We start from the raw sequence: 22,695 nt of genomic DNA on the forward strand, positions 1-22,695 counted from the left end.
GTAATGAGCGAAAACAATAAAGACCTTGGGGAATTCGCCGCACAAGAACCGGAGGAAAGATCTGTATTCCAAGCTTTAAAGCGTGGATTGCGGAAAAAGTGCCCCCATTGTGGCACCGGAAAAGTCTTTCGGAAATATGTGACTGTTATTGATGAGTGCGCGCACTGTCATGAAGAACTTAGTCACATTCGGGCTGATGATATTCCCCCCTATTTCACCATCACAATCGTGGGGCATATTGTTGTGCCCGGTGTCATGTGGACCGAACAGCTTTATTCGCCTTCCCTTCTTACACATGTTGCAATCTGGCCCGCGCTGACCCTTGCCCTGACAATGGCTATCCTCCCCTTTATAAAAGGCGGAGTTCTTGGGGTGTTATGGGCTTTACGCATGTTTGAAGATGAAAAGCGCTTTCCCTCTGCGGCAGAATAATCATCATCACCCCATAGATACGCACATTTCAGGTCGCCATTTAGCTGCCTGAAATGTGCCGTATTAAAATTATGTACCTTCTACTCAACTGTAATCTCGGGCCTACTCAACTGTGATCTGGGGCATGTTTTTTTCAATCATTTCGGTATAGGTGACAAAACCAAAAGGATCAAAGAACTGAAGGGCTCCTCGCGCACGATCTGCGGCCTCTTCTTTTAGGAGAATAATACCAGCGTTTTCCTCATAACGCCCTTCAGCAGCAACCGCTAACTTTAAAGCCAGCTCATTATCACCACCATCGATGATCGCTCGCAACGCCCCCTCAACGTCATCAACAGATAGCCCTAAATAAAGCTCTAAAAGCCTGCCGTACTCAATTGATGTCAAATTATCTAAACCGCTTGGCTCTTTCCCTGTAATGCCTTCTTGCCAGATCCCAAGCATATGATCCCCGAGGCGGGCGATAATGTGATTACGCGGGGCTTGAAAACCAATAATTGCTTCAGGATTGTTTCTCAAACTTGGCGGTATTAGATTTAATCGAACAATGTCTTTAACGGAATACCCCGCTTCTAGATGCCGGGTAGCCTCTTCTACCAACCAACTATATGCATTTCGATAAGCAATAATAACTTCAGCGCTATTATAGAGAACATTAATTCCATAATGACCATGGAGAATATGTTTTGGCTTAACGGCAATGATGGCATCCATCGTATCAATTGCTTCAGGAATGAAGCCTTCTTCTACCCATGGCTCACCGTAAAAAGGCATTAAGACATCGCCAACAAACACAACCTGTTCGGCAGGCATGTTTATTAACATTGCGTCTTCTGTTTCCCCACCAGTAACCGGTATCAACTCAAATTCTGTTCCACCAATTTGCACACTCGTTCTTTCGGATATTGCACGATCAGGATGATAGCTGTTTATCCAATCGTGTGAATAACTTTCGGAACGAAATTGTTCATAGGTGTGGTTCCTTAAAGCACGATCCACTGTGCCATGATAATTTTCACGCCCATAGAAGGTAATTTCAGAGTTCAGAGTTTTTAGAAAGCTGTGACCACCGATATGATCCCAATGAGCATGTGTAAAAAAAGCTGTCGTTAAAGGAGGAAGGTTTGGGAAATTCTCCAGTAAATACTCATACCCAGCTTCCATGCTAAAGGGCTGTGTACCTGCATCAATAGAAATCAGTTCTTGTCCATCCTCACTTACGATAAAATGCAATTCTGAAAACCCAAAACCGCGAACCGCAAATACCTTCCCGGGAACAACCTCTTCTATCCAGGGCGTAGGAGAGAATAAAAGCCCCGTCTCCTTTGATGAAGAAAACCACCCCATGATAAGCGTTTGAGGTACATAATCTTTATACCCACTTTTAATCAGAAAGTTACGCGCCTTTTCTTCATCTCCACTATTCTCATAGATTTTTGCCAGGTGATGATAGACTTCCCGATAGAAACCTGGCTCAGGCTCTGTCTTAGGATGATCCGCCAACCAGGTCAGCTCTCTTAACGCCTCTTCTTCCTTGCCAAAGAACCAAGGAACTTGAGCATAAATCAGCCCTGATGCCCATTTCACCAAAGGGTTAGCCCCGCCAGAAAGAACCGATGCTTCTTCCAAAATATCAAAAGTATCGTTAACCCAGCCAATTCTGTTCAATAAAAAAACATTATCCGCATACGTTGCTCTTAAAATAGCATATGCAGCCAAGTAGTTAGCCTTCACGTCTGCTGAAAAATGGTTCTCATATCGCTTTAACAACTTCTCAAAAAAAGCAATCCCGTATTTTTGTTGATTAGATACGATATAAGAATTAGCCAACAAAAATACCGGTCGCGGATCTTCAACAGGTCCATAAGACAGTACAATCTCTCCGTACAGCATGTCAGAATGAAAGCTTCTATCCCCTTCTGCCTTACCAAATTCCTCAAAACCTTCTGCTGGGCTCAAGCTCTGAGACAAACCTGCTTTTATTAAATTTGCCTTAGCTATTGAACCATCTGATGCTGTTATGATGTTGTTAGAGCTGGAAACAGGTGCTTTTACAACCGTAATAGCCCCCATACCTATAAATGTCAGAACCGCACCAGCCCCTATGATCTTTGTAAGATATTTCATTGCTTTCTCCATTACGTGCATATACACTCTTTTTATTAAAAAAATTTACTCTTCTTCAGACGAAATTTTATTAATTACGAGCATTAACGAATTCCAGTTTTTCTGCCCCAAAACTTCAATCGCCCTATTTTGAGCAACTTGCCAAAGTGGTGTCGCCTCATGCAGAGCGCGGGCCCCTTCTTTTGTTATACGCACCAACCTAATCCTTTGATCTGTATCCGCCTCATTCTGAATAAAACCTTTATGAATCATTGGCTTCAGATTACGAGTTAAGGTCGTACGATCCATCCCAAGAACAGATGCAAGTTGCTTCATTGGTAAAGCACCAGTTTTATGTACTGTTGCCAATAAAGTGTACTGTGTCGCCTTTAAACCTGACGGTTTTAAAGTCGCATCATAGTTTTGGCTTATCAAACGCGTTGCCTTGCGTAAACCAGCACAAGTACAGGATGTTACATCAGTCGGATTTAAAGGCATTTAAGTACTCCCCTCACATTAAGTGTATATACACTTTAAATATAAAATATCAAGTCCTCCCTATTCTGAATTTATTAAAATCAAAAAATTCTTTATAAACAATATGCTTTACCACAACGAACAAAGTTGTATATACAATATGCTATAAATTTCAAAACTTCGGAGCTGGTTATGTGGGATAGTCTTTGGATCAACTGCAATCTGTGTACTTTGAATGACGCCGGGTTGGGAATAATCAATAACGGAGCTATCGCGAGCACTGCCGGAAATATTGCCTGGGTGGGTGAAATCTCAAAGTTGCCAGATGCACCGGAAAAATTAGCCAAAGAAATTAATGACCTCAATGGATCGTGGATCACACCCGGCCTGATAGATTGTCACACTCACATCGTACACGGTGGTGAACGTATCAATGAATTTAACATGCGCCTAGAAGGTGCCAGCTATGAAGAGATTGCTCGTGCAGGCGGTGGTATAAGATCCACAGTAAAAGCAACCAGAGCAGCTAGCGAGCAAGAGCTTTTTAATAAGGCAATCAAACGGGCACAGTCTCTCCAGTCTGAAGGCGTCACAACGCTCGAGATAAAATCCGGCTATGGTCTGGACTGGGAAAATGAAACAAAACAACTATGTGTCGCTCGGAAAATTGGTGAAACGTTACCACTCAATGTTGTCACAACTTATCTCGCAGCTCACACCGTCCCCGAAGAATACCAGAATAATGGTGATGGTTATATTGACAGCATAATTGAGAAACTACCCGAGCTAAAAAAATCTGGACTAGCCGATGCCATTGACGGTTTCTGTGAAGGCATTGCCTTCTCCCCACCTCAAATAGAGAAGCTGTTTAAAGCAGCAAAAGATCTTGGCTTTAACCTGAAGCTTCACGCAGAACAGCTAAGCGATCTAGGTGGTGCAGCACTTGCTGCAAAATACGGCGCAAAATCTGCAGATCATTTAGAATACGTATCGGAAAAATCTGCAAAAGCAATGGCTGAAGTAAACTCGGTAGCCGTTATCCTTCCCTGTGCTTTTTACTTTCTCAATGAAACAAAGAAACCGCCAATTGATCTTTTTAGAGAACATGCGGTCCCTATGGCCGTTGCGACAGACATGAACCCCGGATCATCCCCCTGTTGCTCGCTTTTGCTCGCAATGAATATGGCCTGTACATTTTTTAAAATGACACCAACGGAAACCATGCGCGGCGTCACCTTGCATGCAGCACAAGCCCTTGGCCTGGAAAAGACACATGGTAGTTTGGAGGTCGGAAAGGTCGCTGATCTGGCGATATGGGATATTACCCATCCTGCCGAGCTTTCCTATCATATGGGGTTCAATCCTTTGCAAGAATTGATTAAAAATGGAAAACAGGTTATTCAAAACTAATAGCAATGGAACATATAGAAATCTGCTACTCTTGCTATGTGCTAAATACCCTAAGAGGTCATAATGAGGACAGAAAATATAATAATCAGTGCAGCACTCTTGTTCTTCTTATTGTCAGTAATTAGTACAGCACAAGCACAAGAAAAAGTCATTTTCCCCTCTGCGCCAATACCTCCTTCAGCCTTTAAGATAAAGCAGGCCAAGGCTAAAGGGATAACTTTGCAACCAACCCCAGGGATAGATATCACCGGATACATGTTTCGTCCGGATCATAAATCACCTCGACCAGCAATTATTACTCTTGTCAGCAGCGAAGGTCTGCAAAATTCGCACAGGCTATGGGGGCAAAAACTTGCCGATTGGGGCTATGTCAATTTACTGATCGATAGTTATGGTTCCAGAGGTGGAACAAGCTTACGAGATACCCCAAATGCAAATTTATTTAACGATGCCTATAACGCTTATCATTTTTTACAAACTCAAAAGTATGTAAAAAATGATCAAATTGCCCTTCTAGGTTTTTCAATTGGTGGCAGTAGTTTGTTCTCGATCTTGAATGCGGCTAATCCTCGCCGTCCCGAAGGTATTACTTTCAAAGCAGGTATTGCACTCTATCCCAATTGCGATACCAGCATAAAATTAATAGCCCCAATGCTAATCTTACAAGGCGACAAGGACCCCATAAATTCTTCGCATTCTTGTAAGGCTGTAGCAAAAGAGGCAAATCAATGGGAAAACGATATTACCTATCACTTGTATTCTGGTGTCACACATTTCTACGACGATAAAAATTACAGTAAAATTGAAGGAGATAGAAGTAAAGCACAGTCTCTCCCCTATCAATTTGAGAAAAACCATTATGACGAGAAAGCCCATGAACATAGCTTAATATTAATCAAAAGCTTCTTGGGCCAACATTTAAATTAATCTTCCATACCCGCAAGACGACTTTGTAAATCTCCAACGTGTAGTTCCATTTTGTGATGGTCTGGATCGAGAAAATAAAAAGAAGCACCTTCACTTTTATTCTCTTTCCAGATTTCAACACCAAATTCATTGAGTTGCTCGCAAAAAGAGGCGAAAGCTTCTTCCTCAACACTAAAGGCTATATGTGTGTAATCCGGGTGCGGTATATCCCTTACAGCAGGGTCGGGCGAGAGACAAATCCAGAAAGATCCAGCTTCAAGATAGGCCCCTCCGGGCCAAACTTTTCTTAAATCAAGCCCGAGAACATCCCGATAGAACGTAACTGATCGGTCCAAATCCTTAACCGCCAGTGTGATGTGGTTTAGTCCGGTTACTTTTTGCATTTCTTGTCTGATCTGATTTATTCGTTAATCACTAACAACAGCAAACCGCCATGTCACAGATGCTTCCTTCAGCATGATTTCCTGGGTTTGAATTTCTCCCCAGCGCTTGGCAAAATCCGGATCATCTTTACTTTTGGCATCGACAACAATTTCCTTAATACCGCTTTGGATAATTGCTCTGGAACAATCAGAACAAGGAAAATGAGTCACATAAATAGAGGCACCACTTAATCTGACACCGACACGCGCCGCATGAAAAATGGCATTGCGTTCCGCATGCTCTGTCCAATCATACTTTAATGGACGCACATGACGTTCATCAGCGTCATCATCTACGGCGCGAGGAAAACCATTAAACCCATACGGTCCAGGTGTATTATCCTCAAGAATAATAACAGCACCAACCTGCGTTGAACGATCTTTCGACCAGGTCGCGACTTCCCGCGCCAATTTTAAGTAACGCGTATCCCACTTTTCTGACATACCCCCTCCTAAGATTTTTCACCAGAATGTGAAACAAAAATTTACTTTATAAACTCACAATACATGAAGTAATCGTAATTTATTCTAAATTAACTAAATAGATCTAATAACAAAACCCTATGATCATCATACAAATAGGATAATTGTGTTTTTCCAATACCCTCTAACTCAAGATTTTAAAAAAAGAGCACTTGGATACAGTATAATTATGGCTGTTTTGACAATTTCTTTGTATCTTTTGAATCTTATAATGGGAACTGGCCTTGAGTCATATTTCGGTGTTCCCCTGGGGGTTGATTTTCTTGCCTTTTATACTGGAGGCAGTTTTTATTTAAATGACACATTAAGCATCATATATAACCATGTTTTTATAGAACAACCCGATGCTAACGTCTCCCAAATATTCTTTACAGATCAATTAGAATTTCAAAAAAACATTATCGGCCCAGAATTCACAAAACTTAGCCCTTTTATAAACCCTCCATTTGCTGCGCTTCTATATGCTCCATTTGCAAATTTTGACTATGCAACGGCCTATATATTCTGGACGCTATTGAACCTAGCTCTTCTTTTGGTATCCGTCTTGATCATGAGGAAAGAGTTACCAAAACTAAGAGAGGTATCTCCTTACAAACTATATTTTTGCTGCTTTCTCTTTTTCCCAACAATTGCTTGCTTTATGTACGGTCAGGCCGCGTCTATAATTCTTCTTATTTACTGTTTGTGTTTTAAAGCATTACGTAACGACAGAGACTTTAGTGCAGGTTTTTATCTAGGCCTACTTTTATTAAAACCTCAACTCGCAGTCGGCGTTGCGTTTATAATTATCATTAAGTGGCGTTGGCAAGCTATACTGGGGGGGATAACATCAGTCATTCTGATCGGCCTCTTTTCGATCATATTCATGCCCAATGAACTACTGGCATATCTCGAGATAACGCCTCATCTACTTGATTTATTAAGAGCCGATTACTACCCGACTTGGGGTATTAATTCTTTCTTCGGGTTTGCCGCACTTTTGTTCGATCACACAAACGTTGCATTAACAAATGCTTTAACGCTCACACTCACAGTAAGCACGCTATTTCTTTTAATTCTTTTATGGCGAGAACAAATTTGGCTAAATGAGCGAACTAAGTGGGACTTAAGTATGGCTGTCACATTCTGTTGGGGGCTGCTCATCAGTCCTCATCTCTATTATTATGACTTAATGCTTTTGCTACTCCCTACAGCTATTATCATACAGTACCTACCTTGGCTTTACGCAAGAAATTCAAGAATAATATTATGGATCACAATTGCATGGATTTCCTGTTATCTAGGAAGCCAACTGTCAGTACTACAACTCGGTATTTTCAATACATTGGGTTTCCCCGAAATAAGCTTTCAATTTATTACACCTATCCTTTTTTATTTAGGCTATACTTTATATAAATCCGTGAGGTCTGCATAAAGACTGGTCCTTTTAAATTCTAGAATTCGCCTCAACCTTTCGCATCACAAGACCTTCAACTCCAACAAACTAGAGACCAGGATAATGTTTTGCTTTCCTATCCAAGACAAATATATCAAAGCACATGCCCTTTGGTGCGCAATTACCATGCTTTCTTTAACAAGTGGCTATTATCTCTATACGCACTTAAATCTAACAGGATTAATTACAAGTTCAGGCAGTGTCCTTGGGGGTGATTTTCTTGCTTTCTATACTGGCGGAAATTTCTTCAACCAAGGAATTCTTCAACAAATATATATAATGGATTCCAGCTCATTATTCCCAAAACAAATAGAATTTCAAACTTCCCTCATAAGTAAAAACCTAACAAGCTATGCCCCTTTTATAAACCCACCGTTCATGGCACTAGTTTATAGCCCCTTTGCCAAACTGCCCTATATACACGCTCTTATTACCTGGCAAATTTTTAACTTTGTTATTTTGATATATTCAATACATTTATTACGCCAGGAATTAGAAACATTACAGTATTTTCCTCTGTATAAACTTATTGCCTGTTGCTTCTTGTTCTATCCAACGCTTGGATGGTTCCTACACGCACAAGCCACCCCAATAATTCTATTACTTTACACTCTTTGTTATAAATCTTTACGGACGAATAATGATTTTAAAGCAGGGATTTATTTAGGATTACTTGCCTTTAAACCTCAGTTAGCAATTGCACTTGCATTAATACTAATTTTTAATCGGCGTTGGCGAGCTTTGCTTGGCGGCACTCTATCACTCGCCTGTTGCATAGGTATTGGCTTTATATTCGTACCAGATGCCATGATAGCATACATAAAAATCAGCCCACAATTACCGGACCTTCTAAGGTCATCAAATTACCCGACTTGGGGTATTCATTCTTTTTTTGGGTTTTCCGTGCTTTTGTTTGACCATGAGAATTCTCAGATCGCAAACACATTAATCTACCTTTGTTCTTGTATTACTATATTTCTATTATACAAGCTTTGGCGCAATCTTGATTGGAAACAAGATCTCAAAAAATGGGATCTAGCTATTGCCTTAACCCTTATATGGGGAATACTCATTAGCCCCCATCTTTATTATTATGACCTGATGCTTCTTTTACTGCCCGCAACAATTATCATAAATAGTATAGATGCATTCAAAACAGAAAACTCAAAAGAATTATCTTGGGTTGCTATAACCTGGTTAGTCTGCTTTTTAAGTGGCTTCATCTCAATTATCCAAATTTTATTGTTTGAAAAGTATAGAATTTCTGCACCGATAATACAACTTTCAACACCTGTTATCTTCTTCTGGGGACTGTCAATTTTCAATTCTATTGTCAAGCAACCTTCATCTAATTAAAGCTTGCATATAATGCAATTCTATCGATTTTACTGATATCGAGATAACTTAAGTAGTAAAATATATGACAACAGATCAAATCTTTCTTTTCGCCCTTTTTGGATCAGTATTCATTCTCTTGATTTGGGGAAAAATCAGATATGATCTCGTCGCCTTTGGTGCACTTGTTATTTCTGTTGTCGCGGGCTTTGTAACACCCGATCAAGCATTTTCAGGATTTGGCCATCCTGCCGTGGTCATCATCGCGCTTGTGCTTATCGTCTCACGCGGATTAATAAACTCCGGTGCTGTGGAATTAATCTCAGGCGCCGTTTTATCCTCAAACCGTCCTCTTCCCCTTCACATCGGGATCATGTCGGTTATAGGAGCTGCCTTGTCTGCTATCATCAATAATGTTGCCGCTCTCGCTCTTTTGATGTCATTGGATATGGAAGCCGCTCAAAAAGCCAAGCGGGCAGTTGCTCTTAGCCTCATGCCTTTATCTTTTGCGACAATTTTAGGCGGCATGATCACCTTAATAGGAACACCACCGAATATTGTCATTGCACAGTACCGGGAAAGAGTCCTTGGCGAAGGCTATGGTATGTTCGACTTTGCGCCCGTTGGTCTATGCGTTGCCTTTGCCGGTATTATTTTCGTTGCATTAATAGGCTGGCGTCTGATCCCTCGAAGAGAACCCCTCGGAAGTATCCGCAGCGACGAAGACACAGATTTATTTGTTGCCGAAGCTCAAGTTCCCGAAGAGTCAAAATCTATCGGCATCCCGATGAACCAACTCTATCCCCTGGCCAACGAGCACGACATTACTGTGTTAGGATTGGTAAGACGCGGAAGACGTTTACCGGGATTTGCCCGTTACGAAGAAATTCGAAAAGATGATCATCTCGTGCTTGAAGGCGACCCAAAATCTATCGAAGCATTTTTGGGGAGTGCGCAACTAGACTTCGCAGGAAAAGAAAAGCACGAACAAGGTTTGACGAGTTCTTCATTAAAACTTGCTGAAGCCATTGTTCCCGAAGGAGCAAGAATAGAAGGAAGATCCAGTAACAGCCTGAGGCTTCTTTCCCGACACGGCGTCACACTTTTAGGGGTTTCCAGGCAAGGTAAGCGCTTTCGCGAACGTGTTCGAAAGTTAAGGGTAGAAAGTGGTGATATGCTCCTTCTACTTGGCCCCGAAGATCGACTGACAGAAGTCATGAGCTGGCTAGGCGTCCTCCCGCTAGCCGAAAAACAGCACTCCGTCATTCAACGCAAGAAAGCTTCTCTGGCGATTGGCCTGTTTCTCGGAGCTATTGCTCTATCGGTCGCTGGCTTGGTTTACCTTCCTGTTGCATTGGCTGGCTGTGTCATTGCCTTTGCAGCGCTGGGTGTTATCTCTGGGCGAGAAGTTTATGAAAGTGTCGAATGGAAAGTTATTGTACTTCTTGCCTCGCTTATTCCCCTTGGCATCGCCCTTGAGAATTCTGGTGGCACAAAACTTATTGCAGAATTAATCGTCGCCCAAACAGCAGGTTGGCCGCATTGGGCTATTCTGACCGTTTTGATTGTTGTCACGATGACACTGTCTGATTTTCTCAACAATGTCGCAACGGCTCTGATTGCAGCCCCTATAGGATTGGATGTTGCCAACGCAATCGGTGCTTCACCAGATCCTTTTCTGATGGGTGTCGCCGTCGCAGCTTCTTGCGCCTTTCTGACACCTATCGGACACAAGAACAATACAATCATCATGGGACCTGGCGGGTACCGTTTCGGTGACTACTGGCGGATGGGATTACCACTGGAAATACTTGTCGTCACGATCTCTGTCCCGGCAATTCTATTCTTCTGGCCATTGTAAGGTATTAATCTTTAGAAGCTGATTTGATATAATCCTGAAATGGCGGAAAACATTGTACAAGCCCCTTCACACCTAGCTTCTTCATCAAATCTATGTTTCTTTCAGGAATTTCATCCGGTGATTTATAGCTATCAAGCACACGCCCCATTTGCCCCTCCCGAATGATGTGAAGAACCGGAAAAGGAGATCTGTTTGTCCAGTTCGTAATATCATCCCGGGAAAGGCCAGTAAACTGGTAGTCAGGATGAAAACTTGCGAGCTGGAATAAACCTTCAACACCTGATTGAACCAAGGCATCCTCAGCTACTTCCAGTAAGTCTAGAAAGATTTCAAAATCCTCAAAACCTTCAGGAAAAATCACAAGCGATGTAGAAACCTCATCCTCAGAGCTTTGCTGTAAAAATAAAAGCTCGTTTAGAAACCCGCCCATTGCGGTTGAGACCTCTTGCGCGTCAACAATGACATAACGAATAGCCCCACGGTTTCGCTCTGATGCCGCAAAGGGGCACAGGTTCTGCCCGATCACCATTGCATCGACCCACAACTTGGTAAGATCCGATGCATTAACAACAGTATAAGATGGATATAGCTGAGACATATCGGAAGTTATAGAACCAATTCTATACGTTGCCCAGCGAGATCTGAAAACATTCTGACCAGAAACGAACGACAGCAACAAAAAAGGCGACCATAAAGGCCGCCTTTTTCAATGGATATTTCAGATACCTTAGAACAGACCTTCGATCTGTCCGTCATCATTCAGATAGATGTTGTTCGCAGCAGGCTGACGTGGCAGCCCCGGCATTGTCATGATCGCACCAGTGACAACGACGATGAAGCCAGCACCTGCAGAAAGACGAACTTCACGTACAGGAACAGCATGACCTGATGGCGCACCAAGAAGTGCAGGGTCAGTCGAGAAGCTGTACTGCGTTTTAGCCATACAAACTGGATAATGACCGTAGTTTTCCTGAAGCTCTGCGATTTGTTTACGTACAGTCGCATCAGCAATAACTTCACTTGCACCATAGATTTCTGTCGCAATGGTTTCGATTTTTTCCCATAGCGGCATTTCATCAGGGTAAAGCGGTGTAAAGTCAGCAACACCAGAATCTGCAAGCTCAACAACGTGATGAGCCAATTCTTCCGTGCCTGCACCACCGTTTGCCCAGTGACTGGCTACGATTGCTTTTGCACCCAGAGCTTCACAAGCGGCAGAAACAGCCGCAATTTCAGCATCTGTATCTGTGATGAACTGGTTGATTGCAACAACAGCCGGAACGTTGAATTTTTTGATGTTGGCAATATGACGAGCAAGGTTCTCAGAACCTTTAGTTACCGCATCAACATTTTCATTGCCCAAGTCAGCCTTCGCAACACCACCGTGCATTTTCAATGCACGAACAGTTGCAACGATAACAACAGCATCAGGTTTCAGACCAGCTTTACGACACTTGATGTCGAAGAACTTCTCAGCACCAAGGTCAGCACCAAAACCGGCTTCGGTAACAACATAATCAGCAAGTTTAAGAGCTGTTTTTGTTGCGATTACAGAGTTACAACCATGCGCGATGTTCGCGAAAGGACCACCGTGAATAAAGGCAGCATTGTTTTCCAGTGTCTGAACCAAGTTCGGTGAAATCGCGTCTTTCAACAGAACAGCCATAGCACCTGGACCTTTAAGATCGCGTGCGTAGATTGGCTTTTTCTCACGTGTGTAAGCAACGATGATATCACCGAGACGGTTGGAAAGGTCATTCAGATCTTTGGAAAGACAGAAGATCGCCATGATCTCGGAAGCAACCACGATGTCATAACCATCCTGACGTGGATAGCCATTGGCAACGCCGCCCATGGAGTTGGTAATCGCACGCAGTGCACGGTCGTTCATGTCAACAACACGTTTCCACTGTACGCGGCGGGAATCAATACCCAGCTCGTTACCCCAATAGATGTGATTGTCCAAAAGAGCAGACAGGAGGTTGTGAGCTACGCCAATTGCGTGGAAATCACCTGTGAAGTGAAGATTAATATCTTCCATTGGAACAACCTGGGCGTAACCACCACCAGCAGCACCACCTTTAACACCAAAACACGGACCCAGCGATGGCTCACGAAGTGCCATAATTGCTTTTTTACCAATGCGGTTCAGGCCATCACCCAGACCAACAGTTGTTGTCGTCTTACCTTCGCCAGCTGGTGTCGGGTTGATCGCTGTCACCAGGATCAACTTACCATCTTTGTTGCCTTGGATGGAGTTAATGAAATCAAAAGACAGTTTTGCTTTATTTGGACCATACTGAAGCAACTGGTCAGCAGGAATTCCAATTTTCTCAGCAACCTGAGTAATTGGTTGCATTTTTGCCTCGCGGGCAATTTCAATATCACTCTTGGCCATGGGGCTTAGCCCTCCCTACGTATCGGTAACAAAATTTCAAGAGACATTAACTGGGGTTTTCTTTTGGGGATATCGTAAGAGCGTCACTCCGTCACCAAGAAACACCGAAATTAGGCCGTTTTAGCATTCGTAATATACTATCATAGCATATGGATTTCAAATCACGTCTGTGATCTCAACATCAACCTCTATTCCAAAAACCAATATAAGAAACTGAAATAAAACAACTATTTCTATTACTGAACAGATTGATTTCAATAGACAATGCCTAAATTTCGCCCATAAGCTTTCGTGCGTTGATAAACGCAGACATATGAAACTCGGCATGCTCTGAATTAAGCACATATTCTAGCCCAACCGGGCAAGCTCTGCGTGCCAAACACCCCTTTGAGGCACATGATATTCCAGCATCTGATGCGACATAGCGAGCACAAGCCAGATAGTCATACTCCTGCTCAACACCAAAAGCATCAACGGGACAAATTTTCAAGCAGGGCTGATCTTCACAACTCAAACAAGGATTGGAAACTTCTGATACGGTATTAGATATCTCTATTTTGACAGGAAGCAAAATAGCCGCACGAAGCGCGTGCCACGTACCCCACTCTGAACTGATAAAGAGGCCGATCGGGCTTGGGAATAAGGTTTCAGCACGGGAAGCCCACCTTTGAAAAGGATGGTAAGGCGGACCATCAGAAGGAAAAAGCGCCTCCCCGCCAGCTTTTCCGGCTATTGGCTCAACAATTCGCTTCGTCCAACGGTCCATGGGATCTGGATCAGAGTTCAAATATTCATGAGATCGTTTAAAAGATTCCCAAAAATCACCGGAACCAACATTCCCAACCATAATAACAGATAAAACAGACTGTCCTGATGATAGATCTGGTACATTATCTTCCCAGTCGGGATGAAACACCCCCCTGAGCGCAAACCCATTCTTCGAAAGATTGTCCGTAAGATCATCAAGTTTCAGCGTACTATTCCTCGTGTTAACTCTTTGAATATCGTACCCACGGTTCAGGTGGGCTGGGATCTTGAGGCCACTTTACAATATGATCTTCCAGATCCGCATCCTCTACGTCTGTTTCGGATACGACTTTATCCAAAGCTGATATCCCTGCATCGTGAACCGAGTTAGGATTTCCAGTAATCAAAGGGTGCCACCAAGGAAGGTCCCCCCCTTCGTGTAATAAGCGATAAGCGCACGTTGGCGGCATGAAGCTTAATGTTTCAATATTATCTGCGGTAACTTTGATACAGTCCGGCACATACTGATGACGTGTTTCGTATAAACTGCATTGGCACGTTCCAAGATCCAGTAATTTACATACGACGTCTGTATCGACAATCTCTTCCGTATCAGCATCTTCCAGCTTCACAAGACAGCACTTGCCACACCCATCACAGAGGCTTTCCCACTCTGCAGGTGTCATCTCGTGCAGCTTTTTTGTTTTCCAAAAAGGCTGCTCTTCTTTTTCTCTCACCATCGGACGCAACATGCTTTTTATAATTATCGAATGTTACTATCTTATACCCCACTTAAGGCATAGACTTTTTTGCATACTTAGATAATTAAATTTAAAGTAACAAATCTTATATAAATTAAAAATGTTTTGGGCCTGCCCCCCATGACACTAGCTTATGTTTGTTTCATGCTCGCATATAAGGATCTCAGATAAGATGAGACAATTGATTGCGTTGCGCTTGATATTCAAAACCCTATTCTTCTTTGGCTTTTTTCTTCTCATTTCACCTCTAACAGCCAATGCGGACACCTTTGCTCTTAGGATGAATGATCGACAAGAAGGGACATCCAAATACTACCACGAACTCCTGACCTCAGCTTTGGCCCTAAACGGTCATACCCTAAAAATTATCAATAAGGGTGATCTTCCTCCAAAGCGATTGGTTATCATGTTTGAAAAAGGCGGCCTCGATATTGTCTGGCTCCTGAAGTCCAAAGAACGAAATAAGAAATATATAGATATCAATGTTGATTTAACAAACGGGCTCATGGGAAAAAGGGTCTTGTTTATTCCTCCTGATTCCACAGAGGATTACGCTCATATAAAAACCGTCGACGATTTCAGACAATCTCAAAAAGTTGGCGCTTTTGGCGCAAACTGGTTTGATGAAGAAGTTTGGAGGGCAAATAACCTGCCATATCGCGTCATAGATGGACACTGGCGGTCAATTTATGATCGGTTACTTCTCAGCAGGCCAGAAACAACTGATCGCCCATTCCATTATTTTTCCCGTAGCGTCACAGAAATAGTCCAAGAAGCAAAACATTACCCTAAATTGGCAATAGAGCCTAACCTGCTATTTAAATACGACAGAGATTTTCACTTTTATATTAACGAGGAAAATCGACATCTGAAGTTTATTTTGGAACAAGCACTCCGCAAGGCAAAAAAAACAGGGTTAATGGATAAGCTCATCCAGAAACATTTTGCCGAACAGCTCAAGTCTTTAAAGCTTGAAAGTAGAATACTCTTGCAGCTAACCACACCACAATAACATCAGTTCCACTCATAATAAACTACAGTGGTGCCACGTTACTAAAACTAGAAATTTAACCAATAAGTTAAATACAACTTGACGACAAAAAATTAATTTCTAATAATTAACCAATAAGTTAAATAGCAATTCAGGAACAAATCCATGTTACATAACAAAATTGTTTCAAGAGAAGATTGGTTGGTTGAGCGTAAGAAACTTCTCAAAGAAGAAAAAGCGCTTACACAGGCAAGAGACCGATTAAACGAAAAGCGCAGGGAACTCCCCTGGGTCGAGGTCCCCCAAAACTACACTTTCACCTCTGAAAACGGCCCCGTGAGCCTCTCAGAGCTTTTTGGCAATTCAACTCAGCTAATCGTCTACCACTTTATGTTTGACCCGGAATGGGAAAATGGTTGCGTAAGCTGCTCCCTATGGGCCGATAACTTTGAAGGTATTGATTGCCACCTAGAAGCCAGAGATATCGCCTTCGTATCCATTGCAAGGGCACCAATAGAGAAGCTCACAAAATTCAAATCCCGACTGAACTGGTCTTTCAATTTCGTATCCTCCTATGGAAATTCCTTTAGCGAAGACTTTGGTGTCAGCTTTGGAGATAATCACAAACCTGATGACGAAATTACCTACAACTACCGACAAACAACCTTTCCCATTAACGACGCCCCTGGAATTAGCGTGTTTGTCAAAGGGGAAAACGGAAAGGTATACCACAGCTATTCGACCTACAGCCGTGGACTGGACATGCTCAATGGCACTTACCATTACATTGATCTAACACCCTACGGACGTAATGAAACACCAGAAGGTGGAAGCATGTCGTGGGTCCGGCACCATGATCGCTATGAGCAATAAAAATGGAACACGGATTCAGAGCTCCCTCAGGATCCGTGCAATTCCTGCTCAGACATCATGTTCAACCATTCGATAACCTTTGAAATAGCAATCGACTTCTTCTTCCCCTTTGGGTGAAGCAGCCAATAAGCTTGGGAAAGCATTGCTTCTTTTCCTTCAAACGGTTTTATCAGCAAGCCTGTCGCCAAATCATCCTCGACCAGACGTCCCCGAGCCAACGCAACACCCAGACCTTGTACTGCCGCCCGCAACACCAGATCAGAAGAGGCAAATCGCGGACCTGATCGCGTATCAAAATCCAAACCATTCTGCTCAGAAATCCAGCGCTGCCAACTTGCTTGAGGATCACGATCATGTAGCAAAGGCAACTCCTTCAAAGCAGCCAACTCGGTAGGGCGACCAACCTTCAGCCAAAACGATGTACTCATAACCGGGAAAAGCTGTTCATCCATTAACGGCGAACAGTCCAATCCTTCCCATGGCCCCTGCCCCATTCGAATGGCGAGGTCAGCCCCGTGGTCTGCAGCAAAGTTCAACTTCTGATCAACAACAATAGACAATTCTATCCACGGGAAGGTGGCATTAAGATCCTGCAATCTAGGGAGTAGCCACCGCGCTGCAAAAGATGGCGTCGTTGAAATCGTAACTGCATTTCCCTGTTTGCTTTCTCGAACGGCTTCTACTGCGCTTGCTATATCGTTCAGATTTTCGAGCGCAACACGCCCAATATCTTCACCCTGAGGACTAAACTTAATCGTCCTTACCCCTTGCTCACGATCAATCAAGGGAACACCAATCCAGGCCTCCAATTCCTGAACATGTTTGCTGATTGACGAATGTGTAATTTCAAGTAACCGCGCGGCTGGTCTGATACCACCTGTTTCATACACAGCAGCAAAAGCCCGTAAAGCATTTAAAGGTAAATTTTTCATGGATTATTTTATAGACCAAAACAAGATATTTTGTGAACAGTAAAAATTTCAAAACTCCGATAAAAGAATAACATCGAAATAAACACGCGACATCATAATCAGAAATATACTCATTAATATCAAATAGATAAAACAAACTCTTTAGAAAAAAGACAAATCATATGGGCATGCTATATAAAGGCCAATGGACAGACAAAGATGACATCATTCATGACGGAGCATATATTCGCCCCACTAGTAAATATAATGGCGAAATTCCAGTTCATGTCATTGACAATATAGCCACTTCACCAGGTCGTTACTGGCTTATTGGATCAAACAGTTGCCAGTGGTCCCAAAGACCGATGCTTATGCGGCGTTTGAAAAAACTGGACGATCTTATTCCCCTTCATATCGCCCATGGTCCTCGCCTGGAAGGTTATGCAATAAACGGGGGAAAGACATGGAAGGTTCCAGGCTCAAACCATTCAATAATTCATCTGCATCAACTCTATACGTTAAGTAATCCTAACTATACAGGCCGATCAACGGTTCCTGTTTTATGGGATAGTCAAACTCAACAAATCATTTCTAACGAATCATCCCAAATCATGCTCGCGCTCGATAAGGTTCAAACAGAAGAGCAGCTTCCGCTAACTTACTACCCGCCCACTCTTAATGAAGAAATGTCCGACATAGATGGTTTGATATATAGCGGGCTGAGTAATGGCGTTTACAAAGCAGGCTTTGCTCAAAGCCAAAATGCTTATGACCAAGCTGTCTCACTTGTTTTTGACACTTTGGACAGCCTGGAACAGAGATTAAGAGAAAAACGGTATCTTTTTGGCACCAAACAAACTGCATCGGACTGGAAACTATTCACAACCCTACTCAGATTTGATTTGGTATATTATACCCTGCACAGATGTTTAAAAAAAAGGTTGGTCGACTACCCCAATCTATGGGCCTATACGAGGGATCTCTACCAAACTAAATCAATCGCGGGTACAGTTGACATTCCAACAATCGTTGCAGCCAGTTTTCAAAATGATACAGGAAATAATCCGCATAACATCATTCCAGTGACGCCCGACCTCGATTGGGAAGCCCCCCATAACAGAGATATTTTGGACCCAAGTCATAGCTAACGAATCACGGATCAACCCAAATGACCACACAAGTGCTACGATTTACCGCACCAAATATCCACAAAATAACATTAAATACACTGTTGTTTTATTTTTAATATATATCAATGACTTAAAATAATATATTGAAATATAACACAAATTTTTAGGATATTACTCTTGATATTACTGTCAGCTATGTTAAATCAAACTTAAATGTAATATGCAAAACACTATATGTATGGTACATACTCGTCCAAAATTACATGACACCTCAGGCGAGATTATAGGTTGTGATCGGTAACACATTGTCGACACACCAATAAGCACCAAATAAATGCCTCAATTATATGGCAATTATTAAAATGCTTGTTCACGGATGGACATAAGTCGTCCAACCACTGATGAATGAATTTGTAGCAAAGGCTTTCAGAAGCCATGCTGTCATAGTAAGGAAGCAGGAGCAGTTAATGACTGTTGAGCAATTGGCAATCGCGGATCCAACACCGGGCGATATCATGGCGACCACTGAAAAGCCATTACCAAAATCGGTAACTGGCGAAACTGTACTGTCCGTTACCCACCACACAGACTCGCTGTTTTCTTTCAGGATCACACGTCCTGCTGCATTCCGCTTTCGTACAGGTGAATTTGTAATGATCGGCCTCATGGTAGATGGCAAACCACTTTTACGTGCCTATTCTATTGCCAGCCCCGCCTGGGACGAAACGATTGAACTTTATTCTATTAAAGTTCCCAACGGCCCCCTCACATCTCGCCTACAGAATATCAAACCTGGTGATATGGTGCTCTTGGGCAAAAAACCAACAGGAACGCTGGTCCTTGACGCGCTGGTTCCCGGTAAACGTCTCTACATGATGTCAACCGGCACAGGGCTTGCTCCCTTTGCCAGCGTCATCCGTGATCCGGAAACTTACGAGAAATTTGAAGAAGTCATTCTGATCCACAGCTGTCGTTACAAAGAAGAATTGAAATACGGCGAGGAACTCGTTTCCAGCCTGTATCAGCACGAATTCCTCGGCGAAATGGTTTCTGAAAAACTCAGATACTATAACTCTGTGACGCGCGAAGATTTCATTCGCCGTGGCAGAATACCAGAACTCTTCCGCTCTGGTAAAATCACAACAGATCTGGAAACCCCGGCTCTTAACCCTGAAACAGATCGCGTTATGATCTGCGGCTCTATGGAAATGCTAAAATCTTGTGCCGAGCTTTGTGAAGAAGCAGGCCTAAGCGAAGGAGCCAACAGCAAACCTGGCGAATACGTTGTTGAGAAAGCTTTTGTAGGCTAGTCAAAATCATCAAGATAGCATAAAAAAACGGCGCCCAAGTGGCGCCGTCTTTGTTTCTTATATCTATATTAAATGTTGTTGTACCCTACCATACCAAGTGGTAAATTTACCCTTAATCATTGATATAAAGACGTTCCTATGCCTACCAACGTTAAATTCAAAAATATTTCTAAACGCTCAAATCAAGTCTTACTGGCAAGCTACATTGCAATTGCATCTCTTGTAGCAGTGCAAATAGCTACACTTTTTGAGTTATCCTTATTAGAAGACATAAACCTTGGTAATTACAATTCACCAGAACAGCTCGATTCACGTATAGCTAATAATGAGTTATGGGTTGAAATCATAAATCTTGCATCTGCCTTAGCATTCATTTCTTACATAATTTTATTTTTCATGTGGATCTATCGCACCAATTCTAATAGTCACACTTTCACCCAAGGAAAAATTAAACATACCCCAGGTTGGTCTGTTGGTTGGTTTTTTATTCCAATCGCAAATCTCTGGAAGTCTTATCAAATTCCAGCAGAGATTTGGAAGGCCAGTAAATCAGGACCAGATTACAATCACACACACACAACCCCTTTAATTTTGAAATTATGGTGGGTCGCTTGGATTGTAGATAATTTATTCTCCCAAATCAGCCTAAGAATAACCGACTCAGCAGTTGAAACACACGAATTGATTAACGCAGACCGCATACTCTTTTCCAGCAATGTCGTTTCGATTATCTCTATCATACTTACCATTAAAATGGTTAAAGAGATCAATCTTTTACAGGAAAATCAAAGTAGCCACATAAGCGAAGTGTTCGCCTAGCTAAAACATTACTTTTCAGAAAAAATACTCGCACTTTCAACTCTTGGCCACTTGAGATACCAACCACTTTTTAAGTAAGGACACATGCGGATTTCCCAAGGCACCTGCCCCCTCATAAATATAATACCCCACGCCTCTATTGATCACAACATCAATTGGACAAACTAATCTTCCTGAATACATTGCATCCATAACCATTGGCCAATGTCCTATTGCAACACCCACCCACGTGGTTGGAGATTACCTATAGAAGCTTCTATACACCATTTTTGCCAGTCCTGATCTCTCGGAACCTCATCCACCTTTATTAAAAAATGCTGATCAAGATCATCCACAGACAAAATCGGTTTTCGTTTTTGGAGTTCAGGCGACATAACAATTTGCGCTTCATCCCCCATTAGAAAGAGAGCCGTTTTTGAAGCTAAACCTCTTTGCTCCGGCTTAATTATAAGATCCACACCACCCTTATCCAAATCTTCCAATTTAGATCTAGTCTGCCCCTGTGACATCGCTGCTTCCATACCATCGCGCATAATCCCAAATGCGGTATGCAACGAAAGGGCAAGCTTTTCTCCTTCGGGCGATAACCTAATCGTATTGGAAACTCTCTCGATCAATCTTACTCTCAAGTGAGCTTCAAGCTTCTTCACCTGCTGACTAATAGCTGGTTGCGTTACACCGAGATCTATTGCCGCCGAAGAAATACTTCGTAACCGAGCGACAGCTTCAAAGGCACGTACTGCAGAAAGGGGGTGCAATAAATCACGCGTTTTCATATTAGATATTCTTATGTTGGTAAAATTATTTTGAAATTGATTTTATGAAATTAAAGGTGTTTTTTTAAAGTATTAAACCAATACTCATAAGTATTCTTACTCAAGATCGAAATTTATGGAACTCTGGATCCCGATCACTGTCGCCGCAGCGCTCTTTCAAAATATTCGAACGGCCCTGCAAAAACATCTTAAAGGACGCCTAGATACAACAGGCGCGACCTATGCACGCTTTCTTTATGCCGTTCCTTTTACATGGGTATATTTGGCAATTTTATTGCAACTTCAAAGCACAGACACAACTAACACCAATGCACTCCCAGCAATCAACACAGTTTTTTTAAGCTACGGTGCGGTGGGCGGCATTGCACAAATACTGGCAACCTTTGTTCTTGTCTGGTTATTTGGGCAAAGGAATTTTGCCGTAGGTACCAGCCTAACCAAAACGGAAGCTATCCAGACTGCCCTGTTTGGTTTCGTCCTCTTGGGCGACAGCCTAACCATTCAAGCTATTGCTGGTATCATAATAAGTTTGGTTGGCGTACTCGCACTCTACAAGAAAAAACAAGCAAATTCCGGCACAAATTTAACCACAAGTCTTACCCAAAACTCGATACAAGCAACACTGGCAAGCAGGATAATCCAAACGATTACAACTGACAGAAGTATTTTGCCCGGGCTTGTTGCCGGTGGCCTGTTTGCGATATCCGCCGTTTCTTATCGCGCTGCGTCCCTCTCCTTGGAAGAGAGTGGATTTGCCATCCAATCTGCCTACACTCTGGTTTGGGTCACAGGATTTCAAACACTGATAATGGGTGCCTATATACTGGGTACAGTTCCGAAAGTATTTCTCAGAGTTCTTCAAAGTTGGAAAGCAGCTATTTGGATCGGCTTAACCGGTATGCTTGGTTCAGCAGGATGGTTTGCTGCAATGACGTTAGAAAATGCAGCTCACGTCAGAACCCTTGGGCAGGTAGAACTTATATTCACCCTTTTGATCGGCTATCTTTTTTTCAAAGAACGCCTTACCCGTCAAGAGCTTGCGGGGATTGCCCTAATAACAACGGGCATCATCACACTGGTACTAGAATAAT

General features: G+C 42.6%; 22 protein-coding genes. 12 read left to right on the plus strand and 10 right to left on the minus strand.

Annotated features, from left to right (window positions below):
- The first annotated feature begins 3 nt into the window (after window positions 1-3).
- Window positions 4-432 carry a DUF983 domain-containing protein gene (locus BKB51_RS07750; RefSeq protein WP_085900519.1) on the plus strand — a complete coding sequence of 143 codons (429 nt, stop codon included), beginning with the start codon at window positions 4-6 and terminating at the stop codon, window positions 430-432.
- A gap of 102 nt (window positions 433-534) precedes the next feature.
- Here the strand turns inward: BKB51_RS07750 and BKB51_RS07755 are convergent, their stop codons facing one another.
- Both BKB51_RS07755 and BKB51_RS07760 read right to left on the minus strand, forming a co-directional pair.
- Window positions 535-2,559, minus strand: coding sequence for an MBL fold metallo-hydrolase (locus BKB51_RS07755; protein WP_158090176.1), 2,025 nt, complete (start codon window positions 2,557-2,559; stop codon window positions 535-537).
- A gap of 45 nt (window positions 2,560-2,604) precedes the next feature.
- Window positions 2,605-3,036, minus strand: coding sequence for a MarR family winged helix-turn-helix transcriptional regulator (locus BKB51_RS07760; RefSeq protein WP_085900521.1), 432 nt, complete (start codon window positions 3,034-3,036; stop codon window positions 2,605-2,607).
- A gap of 171 nt (window positions 3,037-3,207) precedes the next feature.
- Here BKB51_RS07760 and hutI point away from each other — a divergent pair, with 171 nt between their 5' ends.
- On the plus strand, window positions 3,208-4,425 hold the full coding sequence (gene hutI, locus BKB51_RS07765; RefSeq protein ID WP_085900522.1) for an imidazolonepropionase: 1,218 nt from the start codon (window positions 3,208-3,210) through the stop codon (window positions 4,423-4,425).
- A 63-nt stretch (window positions 4,426-4,488) separates the two neighbouring features.
- On the plus strand, window positions 4,489-5,352 hold the full coding sequence (locus BKB51_RS07770; protein WP_085900523.1) for a dienelactone hydrolase family protein: 864 nt from the start codon (window positions 4,489-4,491) through the stop codon (window positions 5,350-5,352).
- Here BKB51_RS07770 and BKB51_RS07775 read toward each other — a convergent pair.
- Together BKB51_RS07775 and BKB51_RS07780 are read right to left on the minus strand one after the other, a co-directional pair.
- The gene (locus tag BKB51_RS07775) at window positions 5,349-5,735 is read right to left on the minus strand and encodes a fosfomycin resistance glutathione transferase (protein ID WP_085900524.1); all 387 of its coding nucleotides are present in this window, start codon (window positions 5,733-5,735) and stop codon (window positions 5,349-5,351) included. The genes BKB51_RS07770 and BKB51_RS07775 overlap by 4 nt on opposite strands.
- 24 nt (window positions 5,736-5,759) lie before the next feature.
- Entirely contained in the window at window positions 5,760-6,218 is a 459-nt protein-coding gene (locus tag BKB51_RS07780) for a deoxycytidylate deaminase (protein WP_085900525.1), read from the minus strand.
- A 208-nt stretch (window positions 6,219-6,426) separates the two neighbouring features.
- On the opposite strand from BKB51_RS07780, the gene BKB51_RS07785 reads away from it, so the two are divergent.
- The 3 genes from BKB51_RS07785 to BKB51_RS07795 all read left to right on the plus strand — a co-directional run bounded on the left by BKB51_RS07785 (window position 6,427) and on the right by BKB51_RS07795 (window position 10,888).
- The gene (locus tag BKB51_RS07785) at window positions 6,427-7,671 is read left to right on the plus strand and encodes a glycosyltransferase family 87 protein (protein WP_125911807.1); all 1,245 of its coding nucleotides are present in this window, start codon (window positions 6,427-6,429) and stop codon (window positions 7,669-7,671) included.
- Between the two features lie 84 nt (window positions 7,672-7,755).
- Window positions 7,756-9,048: a glycosyltransferase family 87 protein gene (locus BKB51_RS07790; protein ID WP_085900527.1), complete on the plus strand. Its 1,293-nt coding sequence runs from the start codon at window positions 7,756-7,758 to the stop codon at window positions 9,046-9,048.
- Window positions 9,049-9,112: 64 nt separating this feature from the next.
- A complete protein-coding gene (locus tag BKB51_RS07795; RefSeq protein WP_085900528.1) occupies window positions 9,113-10,888 on the plus strand; it encodes an SLC13 family permease in 1,776 nt (591 codons plus the stop codon).
- 4 nt (window positions 10,889-10,892) lie between these two features.
- Here BKB51_RS07795 and BKB51_RS07800 read toward each other — a convergent pair whose 3' ends face one another.
- The 4 genes from BKB51_RS07800 to BKB51_RS07815 all read right to left on the minus strand — a co-directional run bounded on the left by BKB51_RS07800 (window position 10,893) and on the right by BKB51_RS07815 (window position 14,773).
- On the minus strand, window positions 10,893-11,486 hold the full coding sequence (locus tag BKB51_RS07800; protein WP_085900529.1) for a DUF1415 domain-containing protein: 594 nt from the start codon (window positions 11,484-11,486) through the stop codon (window positions 10,893-10,895).
- 129 nt (window positions 11,487-11,615) lie between these two features.
- Entirely contained in the window at window positions 11,616-13,286 is a 1,671-nt protein-coding gene (locus BKB51_RS07805; protein ID WP_085900530.1) for a formate--tetrahydrofolate ligase, read from the minus strand.
- Between the two features lie 268 nt (window positions 13,287-13,554).
- Window positions 13,555-14,202, minus strand: a complete 648-nt coding sequence (locus BKB51_RS07810) for a 4Fe-4S dicluster domain-containing protein (RefSeq protein ID WP_085900531.1) — start codon at window positions 14,200-14,202, stop codon at window positions 13,555-13,557.
- Window positions 14,203-14,275: 73 nt separating this feature from the next.
- Complete coding sequence (locus tag BKB51_RS07815) at window positions 14,276-14,773, minus strand: YcgN family cysteine cluster protein (RefSeq protein ID WP_085900863.1); 498 nt, start codon at window positions 14,771-14,773, stop codon at window positions 14,276-14,278.
- A 427-nt stretch (window positions 14,774-15,200) separates the two neighbouring features.
- Between BKB51_RS07815 and BKB51_RS07820 the strand changes: the two genes are divergently transcribed.
- Both BKB51_RS07820 and BKB51_RS07825 read left to right on the plus strand, forming a co-directional pair.
- Window positions 15,201-15,806: a hypothetical protein gene (locus tag BKB51_RS07820; protein WP_125911808.1), complete on the plus strand. Its 606-nt coding sequence runs from the start codon at window positions 15,201-15,203 to the stop codon at window positions 15,804-15,806.
- A 144-nt stretch (window positions 15,807-15,950) separates the two neighbouring features.
- The gene (locus BKB51_RS07825; RefSeq protein WP_085900533.1) at window positions 15,951-16,658 is read left to right on the plus strand and encodes a DUF899 domain-containing protein; all 708 of its coding nucleotides are present in this window, start codon (window positions 15,951-15,953) and stop codon (window positions 16,656-16,658) included.
- 26 nt (window positions 16,659-16,684) lie between these two features.
- On the opposite strand, the gene BKB51_RS07830 is transcribed toward BKB51_RS07825, so the two are convergent.
- Window positions 16,685-17,590 carry a LysR substrate-binding domain-containing protein gene (locus BKB51_RS07830; RefSeq protein ID WP_085900534.1) on the minus strand — a complete coding sequence of 302 codons (906 nt, stop codon included), beginning with the start codon at window positions 17,588-17,590 and terminating at the stop codon, window positions 16,685-16,687.
- Between the two features lie 161 nt (window positions 17,591-17,751).
- Between BKB51_RS07830 and BKB51_RS07835 the strand changes: the two genes are divergently transcribed.
- The 3 genes from BKB51_RS07835 to BKB51_RS07845 all read left to right on the plus strand — a co-directional run bounded on the left by BKB51_RS07835 (window position 17,752) and on the right by BKB51_RS07845 (window position 20,828).
- Window positions 17,752-18,717, plus strand: a complete 966-nt coding sequence (locus BKB51_RS07835) for a glutathione S-transferase C-terminal domain-containing protein (protein ID WP_085900535.1) — start codon at window positions 17,752-17,754, stop codon at window positions 18,715-18,717.
- Window positions 18,718-19,166: 449 nt separating this feature from the next.
- Window positions 19,167-20,009, plus strand: coding sequence for a ferredoxin--NADP reductase (locus BKB51_RS07840; protein ID WP_276327686.1), 843 nt, complete (start codon window positions 19,167-19,169; stop codon window positions 20,007-20,009).
- A 138-nt stretch (window positions 20,010-20,147) separates the two neighbouring features.
- Window positions 20,148-20,828 carry a DUF4328 domain-containing protein gene (locus tag BKB51_RS07845; RefSeq protein ID WP_085900536.1) on the plus strand — a complete coding sequence of 227 codons (681 nt, stop codon included), beginning with the start codon at window positions 20,148-20,150 and terminating at the stop codon, window positions 20,826-20,828.
- A gap of 209 nt (window positions 20,829-21,037) precedes the next feature.
- On the opposite strand, the gene BKB51_RS07850 is transcribed toward BKB51_RS07845, so the two are convergent.
- Entirely contained in the window at window positions 21,038-21,604 is a 567-nt protein-coding gene (locus tag BKB51_RS07850; protein ID WP_085900537.1) for a LysR family transcriptional regulator, read from the minus strand.
- Window positions 21,605-21,719: 115 nt separating this feature from the next.
- Between BKB51_RS07850 and BKB51_RS07855 the strand changes: the two genes are divergently transcribed.
- Window positions 21,720-22,694, plus strand: coding sequence for a DMT family transporter (locus BKB51_RS07855; protein ID WP_085900538.1), 975 nt, complete (start codon window positions 21,720-21,722; stop codon window positions 22,692-22,694).
- Window position 22,695 lies beyond the last annotated feature (1 nt).

The organism is Kiloniella majae, assembly GCF_002118315.1.
In the GTDB taxonomy this organism is placed as follows: Bacteria; Pseudomonadota; Alphaproteobacteria; order Kiloniellales; family Kiloniellaceae; genus Kiloniella; species Kiloniella majae.